This window comes from Candidatus Burkholderia verschuerenii (genome assembly GCF_001189365.1).
Lineage (GTDB): Bacteria > Pseudomonadota > Gammaproteobacteria > Burkholderiales > Burkholderiaceae > Caballeronia > Caballeronia verschuerenii.
This window is the reverse complement of record NZ_LFJJ01000001.1, coordinates 1-19,407: the sequence shown is the minus strand read 5'-3', so window position 1 is coordinate 19,407 and position 19,407 is coordinate 1. Positions and strand designations below refer to the sequence as shown.

General features: G+C 64.1%; 17 protein-coding genes and 3 pseudogenes. 7 read left to right on the top strand and 13 right to left on the bottom strand.

All coding sequences use genetic code 11. The features are described 5' to 3' along the window. Positions 1–5: 5 nt before the first annotated feature. The 7 genes and pseudogenes from BVER_RS00085 to BVER_RS00055 form a co-directional block, all read right to left on the bottom strand. Positions 6–707 carry a phosphorylase gene (locus BVER_RS00085; RefSeq protein ID WP_050451532.1) on the bottom strand — a complete coding sequence of 234 codons (702 nt, stop codon included), beginning with the start codon at positions 705–707 and terminating at the stop codon, positions 6–8. 41 nt (positions 708–748) lie between these two features. Continuing rightward, positions 749–2,794, bottom strand: coding sequence for a squalene--hopene cyclase (gene shc, locus BVER_RS00080; protein ID WP_083451980.1), 2,046 nt, complete (start codon positions 2,792–2,794; stop codon positions 749–751). Next, entirely contained in the window at positions 2,791–4,071 is a 1,281-nt protein-coding gene (gene hpnE / locus BVER_RS00075; RefSeq protein WP_050451361.1) for a hydroxysqualene dehydroxylase HpnE, read from the bottom strand. Before hpnE ends, shc begins: the two co-directional genes overlap by 4 nt. After that, the gene (gene hpnD, locus BVER_RS00070; protein ID WP_050451359.1) at positions 4,071–4,922 is read right to left on the bottom strand and encodes a presqualene diphosphate synthase HpnD; all 852 of its coding nucleotides are present in this window, start codon (positions 4,920–4,922) and stop codon (positions 4,071–4,073) included. The genes hpnE and hpnD overlap by 1 nt, the downstream gene beginning before the upstream one ends. 241 nt (positions 4,923–5,163) lie before the next feature. Then, entirely contained in the window at positions 5,164–6,105 is a 942-nt protein-coding gene (locus BVER_RS00065; protein ID WP_050451357.1) for a GGDEF domain-containing protein, read from the bottom strand. 7 nt (positions 6,106–6,112) lie between these two features. Further along, positions 6,113–6,745: pseudogene (locus tag BVER_RS00060) on the bottom strand (chemotaxis protein CheC). Further along, positions 6,738–7,106, bottom strand: a complete 369-nt coding sequence (locus tag BVER_RS00055) for a response regulator (protein WP_050451354.1) — start codon at positions 7,104–7,106, stop codon at positions 6,738–6,740. The pseudogene BVER_RS00060 and the gene BVER_RS00055 overlap by 8 nt, the downstream one beginning before the upstream one ends. 517 nt (positions 7,107–7,623) lie before the next feature. On the opposite strand from BVER_RS00055, the gene BVER_RS00050 reads away from it, so the two are divergent. Both BVER_RS00050 and BVER_RS00045 read left to right on the top strand, forming a co-directional pair. Beyond that, positions 7,624–9,891, top strand: coding sequence for a hybrid sensor histidine kinase/response regulator family protein (locus BVER_RS00050; RefSeq protein ID WP_050451352.1), 2,268 nt, complete (start codon positions 7,624–7,626; stop codon positions 9,889–9,891). A 201-nt stretch (positions 9,892–10,092) separates the two neighbouring features. Further along, positions 10,093–11,457: a hypothetical protein gene (locus BVER_RS00045; RefSeq protein WP_050451349.1), complete on the top strand. Its 1,365-nt coding sequence runs from the start codon at positions 10,093–10,095 to the stop codon at positions 11,455–11,457. Positions 11,458–11,520: 63 nt separating this feature from the next. On the opposite strand, the pseudogene BVER_RS00040 reads toward BVER_RS00045, so the two are convergent. Beyond that, a pseudogene (locus BVER_RS00040) lies at positions 11,521–12,019 on the bottom strand (NADPH-dependent FMN reductase). On the opposite strand from BVER_RS00040, the gene BVER_RS33180 reads away from it, so the two are divergent. Further along, on the top strand, positions 11,912–12,196 hold the full coding sequence (locus BVER_RS33180; protein WP_232316325.1) for a hypothetical protein: 285 nt from the start codon (positions 11,912–11,914) through the stop codon (positions 12,194–12,196). The pseudogene BVER_RS00040 and the gene BVER_RS33180 overlap by 108 nt on opposite strands. Before the next feature lie 320 nt (positions 12,197–12,516). Next, positions 12,517–12,753, top strand: coding sequence for a DUF4148 domain-containing protein (locus BVER_RS00035; protein ID WP_050451347.1), 237 nt, complete (start codon positions 12,517–12,519; stop codon positions 12,751–12,753). A gap of 146 nt (positions 12,754–12,899) precedes the next feature. Here BVER_RS00035 and BVER_RS00030 read toward each other — a convergent pair whose 3' ends face one another. Then, a complete protein-coding gene (locus BVER_RS00030) occupies positions 12,900–13,841 on the bottom strand; it encodes an AEC family transporter (protein ID WP_050451346.1) in 942 nt (313 codons plus the stop codon). Positions 13,842–14,444: 603 nt separating this feature from the next. Between BVER_RS00030 and BVER_RS00025 the strand changes: the two genes are divergently transcribed. Next, on the top strand, positions 14,445–15,014 hold the full coding sequence (locus BVER_RS00025) for a lipocalin family protein (protein WP_050451344.1): 570 nt from the start codon (positions 14,445–14,447) through the stop codon (positions 15,012–15,014). A 3-nt stretch (positions 15,015–15,017) separates the two neighbouring features. On the opposite strand, the gene BVER_RS35015 is transcribed toward BVER_RS00025, so the two are convergent. The 3 genes and pseudogenes from BVER_RS35015 to BVER_RS00015 all read right to left on the bottom strand — a co-directional run bounded on the left by BVER_RS35015 (position 15,018) and on the right by BVER_RS00015 (position 16,543). Continuing rightward, the gene (locus tag BVER_RS35015; RefSeq protein ID WP_269750716.1) at positions 15,018–15,473 is read right to left on the bottom strand and encodes a serine hydrolase; all 456 of its coding nucleotides are present in this window, start codon (positions 15,471–15,473) and stop codon (positions 15,018–15,020) included. 134 nt (positions 15,474–15,607) lie between these two features. After that, positions 15,608–16,135 (bottom strand): annotated as a pseudogene (locus BVER_RS35010) (serine hydrolase domain-containing protein); the annotation flags it as partial. A 135-nt stretch (positions 16,136–16,270) separates the two neighbouring features. Then, a complete protein-coding gene (locus tag BVER_RS00015) occupies positions 16,271–16,543 on the bottom strand; it encodes a hypothetical protein (RefSeq protein ID WP_232316317.1) in 273 nt (90 codons plus the stop codon). Positions 16,544–16,830: 287 nt separating this feature from the next. On the opposite strand from BVER_RS00015, the gene BVER_RS00010 reads away from it, so the two are divergent. Next, positions 16,831–18,231: a GntP family permease gene (locus BVER_RS00010; RefSeq protein WP_050451342.1), complete on the top strand. Its 1,401-nt coding sequence runs from the start codon at positions 16,831–16,833 to the stop codon at positions 18,229–18,231. 476 nt (positions 18,232–18,707) lie between these two features. Then, positions 18,708–19,040 (top strand): helix-turn-helix domain-containing protein, encoded by a 333-nt coding sequence (locus tag BVER_RS35840; RefSeq protein WP_083451979.1) that lies wholly within the window; start codon positions 18,708–18,710, stop codon positions 19,038–19,040. On the opposite strand, the gene BVER_RS29700 is transcribed toward BVER_RS35840, so the two are convergent. Then, a partial coding sequence (locus tag BVER_RS29700) for an IS5 family transposase (RefSeq protein WP_157055853.1) occupies positions 19,037–19,407 on the bottom strand: 371 nt, incomplete at its 5' end. The genes BVER_RS35840 and BVER_RS29700 overlap by 4 nt on opposite strands.

Sequence of the window (19,407 nt, the reverse complement as noted above, 5' to 3'; positions counted from 1 at the left end):
AAAAATCAGTCGAAAGCGAATGCGCCCGCGATGTCGAACGCATGGCGCGCCTGAACGAGCGTCGATTTGGCCGCGCGCGCATCGCCGGCGAGGCGCAGCAGCGCGCCGAATTGCGATGGCTGGCGCATCAGTTCGCGCAAAATCGGGCCGATCGTGGTCGTGCCGTCATCGCGCAGGCCTGCCGTGGCGGCTGGCGGCAAGGTGCGCCACGCCGGATCGACCACCGCGCGGCACACCGCGAACGGCAAGCCGCGCGCCGTCGCGATCGCCCCGGCGATATGCGATTCCATATCGACCGCCAGCGCGCCCGACGCCGAATGCAGCGAGCGCTTTTCCGCCTCGCTCTTGACCGGCGCGGCGACGCCCGCCATCGCGCCGCGACGCGTGACGCGCGCGAGCGGCGGGCTCGCCAGCGCATCGACGATGCGGGCCGACCACGCCTCGTCCGTCTTCAGCGGACCGAACGGACCGAACGGACCGCTCACCGTATCCGCGATGATCAGCGTTCCCGGTTCCAGATCCGGCGCGAGTCCGCCCGCCGTCCCGAAGCTGACGATGCCCGAGCAGCCGCGCGTCAACGCTTCGGACAACGCGCGCTCCAGCCAGTCGGCGCGCGCCGCGTACACAGCTTCGACGCCGCGTCCGCGCGCGATCTTCGCTTCGAACGCCATGCCGGTGACCGCGATCACGGGCGCGATGCAGCGCATGTCGCGACGCGCGGCGTCGGCGGATCGCCCGACGAGCGCTTTCACATGCCCACCGACACGCGCGTCAGACCTTCGCGCGTCAGATTGCGATACCGCGCCAGCGCCCACAGCGCGAAGAACTTGCGATAGCCGTGATAGCGCAGATAAAACACGCGCGGGAAACCGGTCGCGGTGAAGCGCGTTTCGTCCCACAGCCCATGATCCTGCTGCGTCTTCAGCAACCAGTCGATGCCGCGCGCGACCGCCGGATCGTCCACGCGGCCCGCCGCCATCAGCCCGAGCACGGCCCACGCCGTCTGCGATGCCGTGCTCTGCGCCTGCTCGTAACCGCGATAGTCGAGCTTGTAGCTCTCGCCGTCCTCGCCCCAGCCGCCGTCCGCGTTCTGAATGGCGATAAGCCAGTCCGCGCCGCGCTTCACGCGCGAATCGTCCGGGCCGATGCCCGCCGCATTCAGCGCGCACAGCGCCGACCAGGTGCCGTAGACGTAGTTCAGGCCCCATCGCCCGTACCAGCTGCCATCGCGTTCCTGCCGCTTGACGATGTAATCGAGCGCGCGCCGCGCCGGTTCGCTGTTGGCGGGCGTTTCGCCAAGTTGCGCGAGCATCGACAGGCAGCGCGCGGAGACATCGACGGTCGGCGGATCGAGCAGCGCGCCGTGATCCGAAAACGGGATGTTGTTGAGATATTCGTGGGTGTTTTCCGGCTCGAACGCGCCCCAGCCGCCGTCGCCGCTCTGCATGCCGACGATCCACTCGCGCCCGCGCGCGATCGCCTCGCCGTACATCGCCGTGCCGTTTTCGCGGTCGGCGCGTTCCATCGCCATCGCGACGACAGCCGTATCGTCGACGTCCGGATAATGCGGATTGGCGAACTGGAACGCCCAGCCGCCCGGCCGCACATTCGGACGACGCGAAATCCAATCGCCGCGCACATCCAGAATCTGCAGCGGACGCAGCCATTCGAGACCGCGCGACACCGCCGCGCGCGCCTTCGGCATGCCGGTTTCGAGCAGCGCATGCGCCGCCAGCGACGTATCCCACACCGGCGACAGACACGGCTGGCAATACGCTTCGCCATCGTCGGCGTCGTCGATGATCAGCAGCTTGTCGAGCGACTTGCGCGCGATCGCCCGGTTCGGATGCTCGGGCGGGTAGCCGAGCACGTCGTACATCATCACCGAGTTGGCCATCGCCGGGAAAATCGCGCCGAGGCCGTCCTCGCCGTTCAGCCGTTCGTCGACGAAACGCACGGCTTCGTTGATGGCCTGCTCGCGGACGCCCTTCGGCAGCACGGGATCGGCCACGCGCAGAATCGAATCGACGACGCGGAAAAATGCGAACCAGCCGCGGCTCTGATGCCCCGAACGCGACGGCATGCCCGTGTTGACGGGCAGATCGCGAAACACTTCGTCGATACGCACGCCGCGCGGATTGCGCGCGCGCGGGCGTTTGGCGTTCAGCACCAGCAACGGCACGATCACCGTGCGCGCCCAGTACGACACCTTCGACAGATGGAACGGGAACCACATCGGCAGACGCATGATCTCGACGGGCATCATCGGCACCGCGCGCCACGACACCACGCCGAACAGCGCCAGCAAGATGCGCGTGAAGACGTTGACCTTTTCCGCGCCGCCCGCCGCCAGAATCGCGCCGCGCGCGCGCTGCATGTGGTCGGCATCGGGCGAATCGCCGATCATTTTCAGCGCGAAGTACGCCTTGACGGTCGCGGAGACGTCCATCGCGCCATCGGCGAACAGCGGCCAGCCGCCGTTCTCGCGCTGGATACGGCGCAGATAGCTGCCGATCTTCGCTTCGAGTTCGGGATTCGCCTGCTCGCCGAGATAGTGGACGAGCAGCACGTATTCGGCCGAAATGGTAGCGTCGGCTTCGAGTTCGTACAGCCAGTAGCCATCGGGAAGCTGCGCCGCGAGCAGCGCGTCGGTGGCGCGGTTGATCGTCGCGTCGAGCGCGGAATCGGGCAACGCGCGCGTGACGGGCGTGGCGAGTGTCTCGGCTGTGGCTGCCGTGGCTGCTGTGGCGTTCGCCGGCGGAGTCGTTTCGGCCGACAGGGATAAATCGTTCATCTGCTTTCCATCGATGGGTTCATCAGCGTATCCGCGGCCTTCTGGCCCGAGCGGATAGCGCCTTCGATCGTCGCGGGCAGGCCGGTGGCCGTCCAGTCGCCCGCGAGCGTGAAATTGTTCCAGCGCGTGCGCGTCCCCGCGCGCAGTCCTTCCTGCGAGGGTATCGCGGCAAAAGTCGCGTGTTCGTCGACGACGACCTGCCAGGGCGGCGCAGGCTCCGGCGGCAGCCGCATGGCTTTCGCGACTTTGCGCCAGGCGGTGCGCGCGAGCTCGTCGTGCGGCGTGGCGAGCAGCCGGTCGGCGCTTGCCAGCGTCACCGAGAGCCGGTCGTCGCGCGCGAACAGCCAGTCCGACGTGCCGTTGACGAAGCACGTCAGCGGCGCGGCGCCCATCGGCGCATCGACGGCGAAGTGCACGGTAACGATTGCGCGATACGTATCCGGCGCGGCGATGTCCGGCACCAGCCTGCGCGCGACGTCCGGCGGCACCGCGAGCACAACGCCGTCGCCGGGCGCGATCACAAGCGAGTCCGTCGAATCGTCGAACGCGAGCGAGCTTACACGCTCCTTCGAATCCGTGCCCGAAACGCCGATGCCCGCGACGCGCGCGCCGAGCCGAATTTCCGCGCCGCCGTACTGCAGATGCCGCAGCGCCGGTTCGATGAAGGCATTCGACAGCCCGCTCTTCGCGATCAGCGGACGGCACGCCTGCCCGCCCGCCGCCAGCGTTTCGCGCAGCAATTGCCCGGCGACGGTCGCGCTTGCCTCGGACGGATCGGCGTTGAGCATCGTGCGCAGCAGCGGACGGATCAGCAGATCCCACACGCGGCCTTTTTTGCGCACGGTTTCATCGACGGTGCGGCCCGGCTTGGCGAACAGCACCGGCAGCAAGGCGAGATAGTCGGCGGGCTGCGAGTTCGGCACGCGCGCGTCTGCATCGAAAATCCAGCGCGGCAGACGGCCGTTCGACATGCGGATCGCCCATTCCTGACCGCTCGCCAGATCGAAGAACGGATACTCGGCCTGCGCGGGACCTTCGAGCGTATCGGTCGCGCCGATCGCACGGAGATACGCGATCGCCGATTGATTGCCCGACAGCAGCAGATGATTGCCGTTGTCGACGGTGAGCCCGAGCTTCGTATCGAAATAGGAACGGCAGCGTCCGCCCGCGTGCGATGCGGCTTCGTGCAGCACGACGCGCGCGCCGCGCCGCTGCGCCTGCACCGCTGCCGCGAGTCCGGCAAGACCGGCGCCGACGACGTGAACCAGCCGCGGCATCAGATCAGATTGCGCGCCACGATCCACAACAGGCGCGAACGCGGCGTGCGCACGCGCTCGCGCGGCAGGTCGAAGCCGCGCTTGAGATTGGCGTCGAGCACCGTGCGATACGCGGCCGACATGATGCGCGGCGCGCGCACCTGCGATCGGGGCGACGCCGCCATGATCGCGTCGGACTGTGCGTAATGTCCCTTGGCGCGTTCGGCGAGCACGGCGCACACGCGCGGCAGCCGCGCGTCGCCGACGATGCTGGCCGGATCGCTGGTCGAAATGCCTTCGCGCGCCAGCAGTTCGCGCGGCAGGTAGACGCGGCCGATGCCGGCGTCTTCGTCGATATCGCGCAGGATGTTGGTCAGTTGCAGCGCGCGGCCGAGATGGTGCGCCAGCCGGCGTCCGGCGTCCTCGTGCATCCCGAAGATTCTCACCGACAGACGGCCCACGGCGCTCGCGACGCGGTCGCAATACAGGTCGAGCGTGGCTTCGTCCGGCGCGACAATATCGCATGCGGCGTCCATCGCCATGCCGTCGATCACGGCCTGGAAATCGTCGTGCGACAGGTGGAACGACTGGATATGGCGCGTCAGCGCCTCGAGCGATTTTTTCGGCGTGCCGGCGTAGCACGCGTCGATGTCGTCGCGCCAGCGATCGAGCGCGACGGCGCGTTCGCGGCGCGGCAGCGTGCCTTTGTCGGCGATATCGTCGACAGCGCGGCAAAACGCGTAGATCTGGTACATCGCGTCGCGCTGCGCGGCCGGGAGGATGCGCATCGCGAGATAAAACGAGCTCCCCGACGATGCCTTCGCGGCATCGGTGGAAGATTCTTCGTCAGCGATGATATTGGAAACGGCCAAGGCGGACTCCGCGGTGGCGCCCCCGGCGACTGGCGGGCGCATTGAGAGACGACGCCGGCGGCGACGAGACCCGGATGCGCGCGGAATGACCTGGCGCTTGCGTGATGCACGGGGGTTCGAACGCGGGAAGAACGGCGCGCTTCCGGCGATGACTCGGCCGGAAGCGACTCAAAGTATACCAATTTGCGCCCCGTTACGGTGCCCCGCGCGTGTCGCCTGCGCGAAGGCTTCGGCGCGGGCCTCAGGCGAAGCCGACCGTCCGGTTGCGCCCTTCTCGCTTGGCGGTATACAACGCCGCATCGGATTCATTGATGAGCGCCTCGTATGACGAGGTGACGTCGCGCCGCGCCGTCGCCACGCCGACGCTCGCCGTGACCGGCACGCGCGCGCCCTTCACGTCGATCGGCGTTTCGCCGATCACGCAGCGCACTTTCTCGGCGACGACCATCGCGTCGTCGAAGGGCGTGCACGGCAGCAGCAGCGCGAACTCCTCGCCGCCGAAGCGTCCGAACACGTCCTGCACGCGCACGGTCCGGGCGACGCGTTCGGCCATCACGCGCAACACGGTATCGCCGACGAGATGGGCGAGCTGATCGTTGATGCGTTTGAAATGGTCGAGGTCGAACAGCAGCATCGACAGTTCGCCGCCGTAGCGCTGCCAGCGCGAAAATTGGTCGCCCAGCCGGTGATCGAAATAACGCCGGTTGGCGATGCCCGTCAGCCCGTCGCGATCGGCGAATTCCTGCAGCTTGGCGACGGCTTCGTCGCGGGCGCGCTGCATCATGCTGGCGTGGGTGACATCGGAAATGGTCACGCAGACCGCACCGACGTCGCGCTCGTGCGTGACCGGCATGAAGGTGCAGTCCTGCTGCATGTAGTCGACGCCGCCGGTGATCGGCCGGTCATGGTCGAACTTGAAGAGATACGGCCGCTGTTCCCACGAACTGAACGCGAAGCTGCCGAGCTGGAACACGCTTTCGACCTTGCGCGTAAACCACACGCGCGGCAGTTCCGGAAAACTGGCGAAGATCGAGCGGCCGATCACCTGTTCGGCCGGCTTGCCGCTGTGGTCCGCCATGAAGCGGTTCCACATCAGCACGTTCAGGTCGCGGTCGAGCACGAAAATGCCGAACCCCACCCGTTCGATCACCAGCTCGCTCAGCACCTGCCGCAGTTGTTCCATGCGTCGCTCAGAGGCTCGACAGGAGTGCGTCGAGCGCCTGATTCAGATGCGAAATCGCATCTTCGGCCATCAGCATCACCAGATGCGCGCGGAAGCTGTGATCTTCCAGCGCGAAATTCACTTCGAGCAGCAGCGCGGTTTTCCACGCCAGCATGCCGGGCTGGAACACGTCGTCCAGCGACAAATCCTGTCCGAGCATGCCCGGCGGCGAGAAAATCGGCGCGCGGCCGAGGTTGTCGAAAATGCACGACACGCACGCGCCCATCAGCACGGTCGCCACGTCGAAAATCAGTTTGGCGCGGGTCGTGGTTTCGTAGCTCGACTTGGTTTACGGATCGTCGACGAGCGCGCACAGCTAATCGACGCTGCCGCTCTTGCACAGCACGATCGCCTCGCCCTTGATGTCCGAGCGGAAGCCCTGGCGCACGGCCGTCACGGTATCGGTGATGCCGGTCATTTCGGCGAGCGCGCCCGATGCCTCCGACACGTCGACCACGCGCACGCGCGGCACCGACAGTTCGATGAACGTGCCCAGCAGCTTCGACAGGCGCGTCGCGGCCTGGCCCATCGCCATGTTGGCGACTTCCTGGAGGGCGTCGCGCTGGTCTTCGTTGAAAGCCTGAATCGACTGATCAGCCATGAAGTCCGTACTCCTTCAAAACGGGCCGCAATGCATCGGGCGTCACCGGCTTCTCCAGAAACGCGATCGCGCCGAGCGAGCGCACGCGTTCCTTGGCCATCGGCTGCACATCGGCGGATACGACGATCACGAACACGTTGAGATCTTCGTGCTGCAGCGCGTCCAGCACCTGATAGCCGGTCATGTCGGGCATCGTCAGGTCGAGAAACATCACGGAAGCGCGGCCCGCGCGATACAACTCCAGCGCCTCGCGTCCGTTGGTCGCATAGGAAATGTCGACGTCCCAGTCCTCGGGCAGCGAGCGCGTCAGCACCTTGCGGGCGAGCAGGGAATCATCGGCTATGACAATCGGCAACGGCATGGTCGGCAGAATCGGTAAGCGGTTCTAGTTCGGGGCTTGTAGCTTCGGATGAGACCGCACAGGACGCTCTCGGGCATGTTTACGACACCGCTCCGGCGATCTTTACGGACCAGCGCACGATTTCACGCGGCATTTCTCCGGGCGAAACGCTGCGCGTGAGCATAAACATCGGACAAGACGCATTGTCGGTGCAACAGAATGTCAAAGCAACTCGACAGAAGGCCGACATCGAATCGAATGCGCCGGTGGATGCACCATATTGGTAAATCCGCCTCATCAGGCGCATTTGTCATACCTTTCTCACTTTTGTGTACGTTTGCGCTTTTGAATCTCTCGCTAAGTTCGCCGCGTATGATGAACTGACCCGATTTCACGCTATACTCGCCCGTTCCGGACACGCAAACTGGCATCGTTCGTGCATGCTAGTCGTGGTTACACTGCGGAAGAACGGTCGCACGGGGCTCACAGCGTCCTTTCATGTCCGCGCACGAGTAAAAGCTGCCAATCTCCGCCAAAAATGACGCCGCCACGCGAGGAGTCCGACGCCGAGCAAGCCACGGAACAGTGGCAAGAGGAACCGCCGTTTCCGGTGGTGCCCGAACGCAACTTCGCCGCGCAGCGCATGACGCTGTATGCGCTGCTGGTTGCGGCCATCGTGTTGCCTTGCGTCTACGTCGCGCTTACCGCCTTTACCGATTTCCGCGCCCGCGAAACCGACGCGGGCAACGCCGTCGCGCGTAACGCGCGGGTCGCCGAAGAGCACGCGCTCAAGGTGTTCGATCTCAACGTGACGCTGAACGAACGCATCGTCGATCTGCTCGACGGGCTCGACGCCGAAGGCATCCGCCGTCAGGGCGCGTCGATCCATCAGCGATTGAAGGCGATGAGCGGCAGCTATCAGCAGGTGTCGGCGGCTTCGGTGTTCGGGCCGGACGGCAAGCTGCTCGCGACCAGCCGCGCGGATATCACCATCGCCACGCGCGAGGACTTCAGCGGTCTGCGCAACGCGCGCACCATCGAGCAGGTGTCGCGCGTGATGATGGGCAAGGTCGCGGGCGAGCAGGTCTTCAACACGGCGGTGGCGCGGCGCGGACCGAACGGCAAGTTCGACGGCATCGTGTCGATCGCGCTGCGGCCGTCGTATTTCAACGCGTTCTATCCCGAGCTGATCGGCGATGCGCCGAGCGTGTCACTCGGCCTCACGCGCACCGACGGCGAAGTGCTGGCGTGGTATCCGCCGCGTCCGCCCGATCGCATGTCGCTGGCGAGCGACTCGCCGTTGCGCGCCGCGATCCGCACCGGCGCGCGCGCGGGCGTGCTGCAGATGGTCTCAGGCCTCGATCAGCAACTGAAGATCGTCGCGTTCCGGCGCGTCGGAAATTATCCGGTGTATGTATCGAGCGGCTATCCGATCGATACGATCTGGTCCGACTGGTGGAAGCATCTGAGCGTGCTGGCGCTGTCGATCTTCGCGCCGTGCGTCGTGCTGTGGGGCGTGATCTTCCAGTCGCTGCGTCGGCTGCGCACCGAAAAGGAAGCGTGGGAGCGCTGGCAGGCCGAAGCGTCGATGCGCCGCTCGATCGAATCGGCATACCGGCAGGCGCGCAAGATGGAGGCGCTCGTCAATCTGGTCGGCAGTGTCGCGCACGACTTCAACAATCTGCTGATAATCGTCTCCATCAATGTGCAGATCGCGCGGCGGCGCGGCGCGCCCGGGCTCGATCGCGAACTCACCGCGATGGAACGCGCGCTCAAGAGCGGCCAGTCGCTGACGCGCCAGTTGCTCGGCGTCGCGCGCAAGCAGCCGCTGCGCACGGAGACCATCGCGATCGGCAAATGGGTGCCGGCGGGGCGCGAACTGCTGCGGGCGTCGCTCGGCGCGAAGGTGGCGCTGAACGTCGCGGTGACGCCGGACGTCTGGGCGATCCGCGTCGATCCCGCCGAACTCGAACTCGCGCTGATCAATCTCGCCGTCAACGCGCGCGACGCGATGCCCAACGGCGGCACCTTCACCGTGCGCGCGGACAACGTGCGCTTCCGTCATGAAGACGGCTTTCCGATCACCAGCGATTTCGTGCAGCTCTCGCTGGAAGACACCGGTTTCGGCATGAGTCCCGACGTGCTCGGCCACGCCTTCGAGCCGCTGTTTACGACCAAGCCGAAGGGCATGGGCACCGGTCTCGGCCTGCCGCAAGTGTTCGCGTTCTGCGAGCGCGCGGGCGGTCTCGCCACCATCGACAGCGCGATCGGCGCGGGCACGGCGGTGCGGCTGTATCTGCCGCGCGCGGCCGCCGCGCAGACGGGCAAGGTCGTCGAGGACGCGCCGGTCAGCGCGCAGAAGAAGGAAGTGTCGGGCTTGCGCGTGCTGCTCGTCGAAGACAACGAGGAAGTCGCCGCCGGCACCGAAGTCTTGCTCGCGATGATGGGCCATCACGTCACTTACGTCTTCAACGCGGACACCGCCGTCGCGGCGCTGGAAGAGGCGCGCGCGGCATGGCGAAACGAGCCGGGCGGCTTTCCCTTCGATGTCGTGCTGTCCGACATCCATATGCCGGGGCGTTTGAACGGCATCGATCTGGCCGAATTCCTCGAGCGCTTCGAGCCGTGCATTCCGGCGATTCTCGTCACCGGTTACGCGGAAGAACTCGATCGCGCGCGCCACGTCGATGCCCGCGTGCTGTCCAAGCCGTTCGATATCGCGCTGCTCGACTCGCTGCTGCGCTCCATTCGCGAAGGCATCGCGAGCGGCCCCACGAAGGCCGCCGCCCGTCCGCTCGACGGCTGAGCGCGCGCCGGACCTTCGCGCCGGACTTTTGTACCCGCTTTGTAAAAAGCGGCTTTGTTCTCCGTTCGCCTTCTGTGAATCCGCGTGCCGATCGCATCCACGCCCGGACCCCGGCACGCTCGTTGCGTGATGCTCCACACTTGCGGCGCGCATCGAACGCCGCCGGAATCCCGACATCCCGCTCAATCGCAGGAGGCTTTCATGCGACACACCGTCATCGGAGTTTTCGATACTTACGCGCAGGCCGAAGACACGCGCTCGGCGTTAATCAGCGCGGGATTTCCGCGCGCCGACATCGACTTGCAGGCGAATCCGAAGCGCGACGACGCCGCCGTGCCGTCCGCGATGCCCGACGCGGAAACGCATCAGGAGCCGGGGATTCTGGCGAACATCGAGCGCTTCTTCAGCATGCTGTTCGGCGGACGCGAGCAGCCGCCGGAAGTCGCGCATTACTCGGAAGCCGTGCGGCGCGGCGCAGTGCTCGTCGCCGTCGATACGCCGAGCGTCGAGCAGGCCGACATCGCGCGCGCGACGCTCACCGATCAGGGCGCAGTCGATATCGACGAGCGTGCGGCGAGCTGGAGCGCGCTGGATCATCGCGAGTCGGCGACGCCGGTCGAAGACGAGCGCGATCATTCGGTGCTCGACGAACTGGGCCTCGGACGCGGCAGCGCCGTGCCGGGCCGCGAGCCGGTCAACGATGCGCGCATGACGCCGCGTGCCCGCGCCTATCCGCGCGCGGATGTCGGCGATCCGGCCGTCGAGCCGCTGCTCGATCCGCTCGAAGATCCGCTGGGCGATCCGCTCGCGCGTCGCGATCCGGCGGCGCTGTCGTCGCGCGATTACATTAGCGATCCCGCCGACGATACCTTGATGCCGCGTGAAGGCGCGCGCCGCACCGACTCATCGCTCGAAGCACGCGATCCGGTGACCGGCATGCCGGTGAATCCCGCCACGGCGCGCGGCGAACTCGCCGGCGATTCGTTATCGGAACGCGACGCCCTCGCCGGCCGCGACGCGCTCGCGCCGAATACAGGGATGACCGAACGCGAAGCCCGTGCGCGTCAGGAAGCCGGCACGCTGCCCGGCGTGCGCACCGATATGGCCGACGAATGGCGTTCGGTGAACGATCCGCTCGGCCCGCTCGATGAACCCGCCAAGCCGAATCAGGCGGCACCGGGCATGCAGAGTCAGACGCCGGGGATGCAGTCGCAGAGCATGAGTGCATCTTCCGAGCCGATGAGAATGGCGGAAGGTACGCAGGCGACCGGCCCGCAGACCGTGCCCAACGAGTATATGGAGTACGAGGAAGACTTCCGCGCGGACTACGACACGCGCTATGCGACGACCGGCGAGCCGTACGAGGATTATCAGAGCGCGTATCGCTACGGCGCGACGCTCGGCAACGACGATCGCTTCCGCAATCGCGCGTGGGACGATCAGATGGAATACGAGATGCGCCGCGACTGGGAAAGCCGGCATCCGACGGGCGCGGATACGTGGGATCGCTTCAAGGCGGCGATTCGTCACGGCTGGGATCGCGTGACGGGACATCATCACGTCTGATCTACGCCATCGCTTCGAGTAAAACGCGGCCCGCTTCACAGCGGGCCGTTTGCCTGGTGCGAATCAGGCGGCGAGCTTGCGCACCCACGCGACGTATCGATCCATGAACGCCTGCAGGAACTTGCACGTGTCGTCGCTGACGATATTGCCGTTCGCGTCGATGCGATTCTCGTCGTGCTTGATGAACATCTCTAGCTGGCCGAGCAACGCGATATCGAGGTAAGCGCACACGCCGCGCAAATGCGATTGCGCCAGCGCCGTGCCGAGCGCACCGATCGACGTGCCGATGATCGCGCCCGGCTTGCCGCCACACACGCTTTGTCCCCACGGACGCGAACCCCAGTCGAGCGCGTTCTTCATTCTTCAGCACGCCGGGAATCGAGCGATTGTACTCGGGCGTGACGATCAGCACCGCATTCGCGTCCTTGATCTTCTGCTTGAAGTCGAGCGCAACTTGCGGATAGTCGGCGTCGTAATCCTGACTATAGAGCGGCAGGCCGCCGATATCGAGATGCTCGAAAGTGAAATCGTCCGGCGCGAGCGATTCGAGCGCGTGCGCCAGCTGCTTGTTGAACGAACCCTTGCGAAGGCTTCCGACCACCACAGCGATCTTGTAGACCATGACGTCTCTCTCTCCATCGTGGGAAAAATTGGAATCGCGCAAAAAAATGCGGGCGTCGCTCATGATAGGCGAGTCGACCGGGGCACGCCACGCGACGGTTTATCCGTCAGACAATAGTCTGAGTCAATCGAAGTGGCAGCCCAGTTCGCCCCCCGCCACTGCGCGGTTCCGGTGCAACTATCCCCATGTTTATCCACAGAAACTGTGGATAACTTCGCAACAAGCCGTTACACGGCGGAATTTGATTCTCCGGTGAAACATTCGCGAGGAAATAACGCTCGTTCGACCACTTTTTGCAGACGTAGAGCGAACGCTACGCCAGCATTCAACCAGTCTCGACAACAATGTGTTTGCTCAATCGGTATTTTTGTCCCATAAGAAAACTCCTAGACTGGCTCTCAAGCGTCGCGTGACGCAAGCCAATTAGGAGTGACCTCATGAAGAACGCACTGATCAGCGGAGTTGTCTTGTCGGCGCTGCTCGCTACCGCGCCGGCCTTCGCACAATCCGCTTACAACGCGAAGTCGCGCGCCGAAGTGAAGGCGGAATTGTCGAGCGCGCGCCGCGCCGGCGATCTGGAACCCGTCAATTCGCTGAGCTATCCGCAATTGCGTCCGTATCAGGAACGTCACGCGCAGGTTCGCGCAGGTGTGAGTGGACGTGGCGCGCAGTAAGTTGAAGCACGAGTTGAAGTACTGAATTGAAGCACTGCAGGTAGAAGAATCCCTCCTCCACCATCGAAACAGGTGGATTCGCCCGGTGATCCCCGTCACCGGGCGTTTTTTATGGGCGCTTCGTTTGCCTCATTTGCATCGGGCGATCAGATCAGCACGGTCAGGCAGAACGTCACCGTGATCAGCGAGACGACGGTCGAGAACAGAATCGCGCTCGATGTCACGCCGCCCTCGCAATCGTAGAACTCCGCGAGCATGAACGGTCCGGTGCCGGTCGGCAGCGCGCTGAGAATCACCGCGGTCTTCGACCACAGCGGCGGCAAGCCGAACAGATGAAACGCGAGCCACCACGTCAGGATGGGCTGCGCGAACAGCTTCAGCGTGACGAGCGCGCTGGTCGTCTTGACGCTTTGCGCCTCGCCCTTTGGGCCGAGAAACAAGCCCAGCGCGACGAGCGCACACGGACTCGCCGCGCCGCCGAGCAGCTTGAGCAAAGCCTCGCCGCCTTCCGGCACCTGCATGCCCGAGCCGCTGAACAGCGCGCCCGCGATCGACGCGACCAGCAAGGGATTCTTGATCAGCGACAGCCCCACGCGCCCGAACGTCGCGCTCAGGCGCTTCTCCGTTTGCAGGCCGAGTTCGATCAGCACGATCGCCACGGCGAACAGCACGCACACGGTAATGATCGTCGCGATGACGGCGGGCGCGAGACTTTCCTTGCCGAACGCGAGCAGACACAGCGGCAAGCCGACGAAGCCGGTATTCGGATACGCGGCATTGAGCCCGTCGATGCTCGCATCCGCGAGATGACGCGACTGCATCAGACGCACGACCAGCGTCACGATAAACACCGCCGCCGACCCGATGCCGAACGCCGCGATAAACGCAGGTTGATCGAGCGAGCTCCACGGCGTCTTCGCCATGATGTCGAACAGCAGCGCGGGCAGCGCGGGCAGCGCGAGATACACGACGAAGCGATTCAGTTCGGACGCGGCGGTCGGCCCGAGCTTGTTGAACTTGCGGCACGCGTAGCCCGCGAAGATGAGACCGAAGATCGGCAGGATGATGGTGAAGAGCGGCGTAAGCAGGGAAGACAGTGCTGAAAACGCGAAAGGCTAGTGAACCGGCGGAGGCATTTAAGCGGCGACTGAGAAGTTGTGCGGAAGGCGTGAGGATACCCGGTGTCAAAAAGGTGAGCCGATTCGGGAGTGCATCGACGGTGAGTTGGATGTGTCGCGCGACACTCACTCTATCGATTCATTACGGATCACGAACGATTTCACAGTTTCGCGCAAGTTCTTTACTTTGCGTCGCAACTATATGTTGGCAAAGGAATTTGCCAACCAGCTGCATTTTTTCGCGAGGTGACGCGAACAAGTATGACAAATCGCACCTTGCGTCCAGACGTGTTGCAAAAACGCCATAGGTGAGTCGATACGGGAGGACGTCGAGCGGTGCATCGTTAGGTGCGAATCGCTTCACGTATGCGCGTCGCGCGCGGTGCATTTTCGTGGAAAACCTCGCTCGATCAGACAGTTAGCCGCATCGACCGATTTTCGGGATAAGGTCGCGCATGCCGCGCGTTTCTCACCTGACGCGTCCAAAGGTGAGCGTTTCCGGGACGGCGCATCAACGGAACGAAGTTTGCTCAATCATCTTCCCTCGCTCCTCACACACAGCAATCAAGCGACATGAAAATCAGACGACCCTGGGCTTACGGGGCTGCGGCGCTGCTCGCGATTGGCGGTATCGGTTTGTTGGCGGCTTGCGTATCGAAGGGCACGCGAAAGGCGGGCAATAAGCAAGTACCGGAGCCGTCGAAGGCCGTCGATCTCGACCGCTATCTCGGCCACTGGCACGAGTTCGCGCGCTACGAAAACCGCTTTGAGCGCGGCTGCGAAGCCGTCACCGCGAACTACGCGAAGCGCGAGGACGGGCTGATCTCCGTCATCAACGGATGTCATCAGGGCGAAATGAACGGGCCGTATCGCACGGCGGAAGGACGCGCGAAGATCGTCCCCGGATCGAACGGGACCAAGCTGAAGGTGTCGTTCTTCGGACCGTTCTATGTCGGCGATTACTGGATTCTCGATCACGCCGACGATTACTCTTGGTCTATCGTCGGCGAACCGACCGGGCGCTATCTATGGATTCTGACGCGCGACGCCAAGCCCGGCGGCGAGTTGCGTCGCATGTTGCTCGAACGCACGCGCGCGCTCGGCTACGACGTTACGCTGCTGCGCGAGACGCAGCATCGATAAGCATCAATCGTCGATGGCCGCGTAGATCAGCCGCTCGTATTCCTTCGCGATCGGAAACGGCTCTTCCGCGCGGCGCTGGATCATAAACAGGCAGATCATGTTCTCGACCGGATCGGCGAACCAGCTCGTGCCGAGCGCGCCCGGCCACGAGAACGATCCGGCCGACCGGTAACCCGCCGGAATCTGCAGCGCGGGTTCGTCGATGGTCGCGACGCCGAGCCCGAAACCCTGCGCGCGCCACACCGGATAACCGAAGGCCGGAATCTGCCGTTGCACGGGCGTGAGAAAGTTGGCGCGCATCATATCGACGGATTTGTGCGACAAAAGACGCTGGCCGCTCATGCGCTCGTCGCCTTGCCATCGCCCGCGTCCGAGCAGCATGCGCGCGAAAAGGAGATAGTCGTCGGCAGTCGATACGAGTCCGCCTCCGCCGCTCTGAAAGCGCTCCTCTTCAGCCACCGGCTCGACGACGGGTGATCTTCGACATGACGCGTGCCATCCGCGCCGATCGCATACGAGGTCGACAGGCGCGCGGCCTGATCGGCGGAAACGCAGAACGCGGTGTCCGTCATGCCGAGCGGCTCGAAAATGCGCGTGCGGAAAAATTCGCCGAGCGGCATCCCGGCTATGCGCTGCACGAGCACGCCGAGCACATCCGTCGCGATTCCGTAATGCCAGCGCTCGCCCGGCTGAAAGATCAGCGGCAACGCGGCGACATGTTCGAGCCAGCGCGACGGATCGACCGTCGCATCGAAGCCGTTGAAGATGTTCTCGTACGCGGCGGAGAGTTCGCCCGTCGTCGTGAAGTGATACGCGAAACCCGCGCGATGCGTGAGCAGATCGAGCAGCGTGATCGGCCGGCGCGCGGCTTCGGTCTGCGCGAGCGGTCCTTCGGGATCGCTCAACACGCGCAGATTCGCGAGCTCCGGCAGCCATTGCGCCACCGGCGATTCCAACGCGATGCGCCCGTGTTCGACCAGCATCAGCGCCGCGACGCTGGTCACCGGCTTGGTCATCGACGCGATGCGAAACAGCGTGTCGCGCGTCATCGGCGTGCGCGCGTCGGCGTCGCGGAAACCTTGCGCGTCGGCCTGCGCGATCTCGCCGTGCCGCCACGTCATCGTGACGATACCGGCGATATCGCCCGAATCGACGAAGCGTTGCATCGCGGGGCGCACGGCGGCGAGCCGCGCGGAATCGAATCCGGCGAGGGACATCAGCAAATCTCCTGGCTGAACGGCCCGGCGTGCGGAAACTTACTGGCTCGCGCCGGCCCTGCAGGCGACGAGCAGCGAATTGCTGGTGTCGCCGGTGGATTGATCGATCACGTCGTAGCCGCCCGGACAGAGCGCCTTCGCGTTATCGGTGCAGTTGCGCCAGCCGCCGCCGGCGGGGCAGCTGATCTGTTGCGTCGGACGGCCGTCGGCGGAGAACAGCGGCGGCGCGCTACTGCATCCGCCAAGCGCCATCGCACTCACGGTTAGCATCACGAACAGCGCGCGACGGCCGCAGACTTTGCCGAGTTTCATCCGACACCCCTTGGTTTTTCAGGTCTTTATTGTTGGCGATGCGCTGCGTTCGGCGCGTCATGTTGCAAGTATGCCACGCAATGCTTTCGCGCCGATTTTGACGCCGACCGGGCGCGACGACGCGCTTCGCGGACAAAATAAGGACACGCCGCGTGCGCTTGTCACGCTGACGCGCTACGCTGCAAAACCCGCCTTAAAGGCACCCAAGCTATCATTCCGCCCGGCGCGCGCTTTCACGAGAAGTCGCGCGTTTCGTCCGAAGAACAAATTCACAAGCCGGAGACTCAATGTCGTTTTTCATCGTCCTTGCAGCACTGCTGTTTCTGATGCTCGCCGCGTATCGCGGCTACAGCGTCATTCTGTTCGCGCCGATCGCCGCGCTCGCGGCCGTCCTGCTTACCGATCCCGCCGCCGTCGCGCCGGTCTTCTCCGGCATCTTCATGGAGAAGATGGTCGGTTTCGTGAAGCTGTACTTTCCCGTGTTTCTGCTCGGTGCCGTGTTCGGCAAGGTCATCGAGTTGTCGGGCTTTTCGGAGGCGATCGTGGTCGCCGCGATCCGCTATATCGGCAAATCGCGCGTGAATGCGGTGATCGTCGCGGTGTGCGCGCTGCTCACCTATGGCGGCGTGTCGCTGTTCGTCGTGGTGTTCGCGGTGTATCCGTTCGCGGCGGAAATGTATCGGCAGAGCAATATCCCGAAGCGGCTGATGCCCGGCGCGATCGCGCTTGGCGCGTTCTCGTTCACGATGGATTCGCTGCCGGGCACGCCGCAGATCCAGAACATCATCCCGACGACCTTCTTCAAGACGACCGGCTGGGCCGCGCCGTGGCTCGGCGTGATCGGCTCGGCGTTCATCATCGTGGTCGGCCTGACGTTTCTGGAATGGCGCCGCCGCTCCGCGATGGCGACCGGCAAAGGCTACGGCACGTCGCTGGTCAACGAGCCGGAGCATCTGGAGTCGGCGACGCTGCCGAATCCGGTGCTCGCCATCGCGCCGCTGATTCTGGTCGGCGTCGCCAATTTCGCGCTGACCAAGTGGATTCCGACCTGGTATGGCGCGAGTTACACGGTGCCGCCGGAAGTGCTGCCGGGCGTGCATGCGCCGGTGACGACGGCAATCAAGACCGTGGTCGCGATCTGGGCCGTGGAAGGCGCGTTGCTGCTCGGCATCGTGCTGGTGTTGCTGACGGCGTTTTCGCGCGTGAAGGAGCGCTTCGCGACGGGCACGCGCGTGGCGGTCGCGGGCGCGCTGCTCGCGGCAATGAACACGGCGTCGGAGTACGGCTTCGGCGGCGTGATCGCGGCGCTGCGGGGCTTTCTGGTCGTCAGCGATGCGTTGAAGAGCATCCCGAATCCGCCGGTCAATGCGGCAATTTCGGTGAGTACGCTGGCGGGCATCACGGGATCGGCGTCGGGCGGCATGAGCATCGCGCTCACGGCGATGTCGGATACCTTCATCGCCGGCGCGAATGCGGCGCATATTCCGCTGGAAGTGCTGCATCGCGTCGTCGCGATGGCGAGTGGCGGCATGGACACGCTGCCGCATAACGGCGCGGTCATCACGCTGCTGGCGGTGACCGGCCTGACGCATCGCGAGTCGTATCGCGATATTTTCTCGGTGACCGTCATCAAGACGATGGCGGTGTTCTTCGTGATCGCGGTGTATTACCTCACCGGGATCGTTTGACGCAAAAGAAGCAGCAGGCGCGGCGTGCTGCGACAACCATAGTTTGACTTTGCCGCCAAACTTCAGTTATCAGCGCCTCTAAATATAAGCACCTCTTTCCACTCGGTCGCTTGCGCCATCCAAAAAATGGTAAGAAGTGCCGCTTGGAAGGAGTGCTGTCTCGCCTTCCAACCCGAGTGATCAGAGAACACTGACAGCTCACCTGCTACAAGTTGGCAGCACGTTCAGCGGTACCACCGTGCAGCGACCGTCGATCGAACCGCTGTTGGCGGATGACTTTGTCACTCCCCGCGCTAACCTCACAGAAAATTCCAGTCCTCATGCGATCGACGGTCGGTCCCATGCAGGATCAGGGAACCGCAGTCAGCAACCATGGAGCCTTTTCAATCCACGATTATTTTTTGGGAAGCGTCTCTGCTCGCATCTGCGCCGTGGCCGTGTAAGATCCTGAATGATTAATTGAAAATTGTCAGTCAATGGAGCGGCCCCGCCTACCCGCGCGAACCCTTTTTTCCCAAGCGGTTCGAGTAAGTCGCGAAAAACATGGAATCAGTGGCAACGACTTTGCTGCCGCGGCGGGCATAAGTCGAAACACTCTGCATCTTATTGAAAACAAAGATGCAAATGTCCGCCTCGATACCGTTGGCCAAATCGCTTTGGCGTTGAAAACTGATCCTTGTGCATTTTTCGGTAGTTCCTTGCGTGGCAAACCTACAAAATTGCGAATCGCGAATCTTCGGCGCTCCGTCGCTGGAAACATCCGCCGAATACGCGAGTCGAAGGGCCTTGGCCAAAAGTCAAATGACTAGGTCCTGTTCACATTTAAGAGCGGCCCGAAGGCAGACACGATGGAGACAAAGGTGAGGTAGCTGTGGGCGAGTTTGTCATATCGAGTGGCGACGCGACGAAAATGCTTGATACGCTTAAAGAAGCGTTCAACGAGATTGCGCTTACGGTACAGGGCACGGTCATAACGACGCTGTGTTTTGGGGTTCGAACGTGGGGGAATGACGGTCTTGGCTCGGCTGGCACGAATGCTTTTGACAAAGGCATCCGAGTCATAGCCTTTGTCGGCGATGACCGCCTTCAGGCGCAGTCCCTCGACCAGCTCTTGGGCGCACGAAATATCGGCTACCTGTCCTTCTGTAATGATCAGCCGCAGCGCTCGGCCAAGCG

What these genes read in the sequence shown, in the direction of transcription:
- BVER_RS00085 (WP_050451532.1), bottom strand. Translation starts at nt 707, where the DNA reads ATGCGCTGCATCGCGCCCGTGATCGCGGTCACCGGCATGGCGTTCGAA.
- shc (WP_083451980.1), bottom strand. Translation starts at nt 2,794, where the DNA reads ATGAACGATTTATCCCTGTCGGCCGAAACGACTCCGCCGGCGAACGCC.
- hpnE (WP_050451361.1), bottom strand. Translation starts at nt 4,071, where the DNA reads ATGCCGCGGCTGGTTCACGTCGTCGGCGCCGGTCTTGCCGGACTCGCG.
- BVER_RS00065 (WP_050451357.1), bottom strand. Translation starts at nt 6,105, where the DNA reads ATGGAACAACTGCGGCAGGTGCTGAGCGAGCTGGTGATCGAACGGGTG.
- BVER_RS00055 (WP_050451354.1), bottom strand. Translation starts at nt 7,106, where the DNA reads ATGCCGTTGCCGATTGTCATAGCCGATGATTCCCTGCTCGCCCGCAAG.
- BVER_RS00050 (WP_050451352.1), top strand. Translation starts at nt 7,624, where the DNA reads ATGACGCCGCCACGCGAGGAGTCCGACGCCGAGCAAGCCACGGAACAG.
- BVER_RS00045 (WP_050451349.1), top strand. Translation starts at nt 10,093, where the DNA reads ATGCGACACACCGTCATCGGAGTTTTCGATACTTACGCGCAGGCCGAA.
- BVER_RS00035 (WP_050451347.1), top strand. Translation starts at nt 12,517, where the DNA reads ATGAAGAACGCACTGATCAGCGGAGTTGTCTTGTCGGCGCTGCTCGCT.
- BVER_RS00025 (WP_050451344.1), top strand. Translation starts at nt 14,445, where the DNA reads ATGAAAATCAGACGACCCTGGGCTTACGGGGCTGCGGCGCTGCTCGCG.
- BVER_RS00015 (WP_232316317.1), bottom strand. Translation starts at nt 16,543, where the DNA reads ATGAAACTCGGCAAAGTCTGCGGCCGTCGCGCGCTGTTCGTGATGCTA.
- BVER_RS00010 (WP_050451342.1), top strand. Translation starts at nt 16,831, where the DNA reads ATGTCGTTTTTCATCGTCCTTGCAGCACTGCTGTTTCTGATGCTCGCC.
- BVER_RS35840 (WP_083451979.1), top strand. Translation starts at nt 18,708, where the DNA reads ATGGAGCGGCCCCGCCTACCCGCGCGAACCCTTTTTTCCCAAGCGGTT.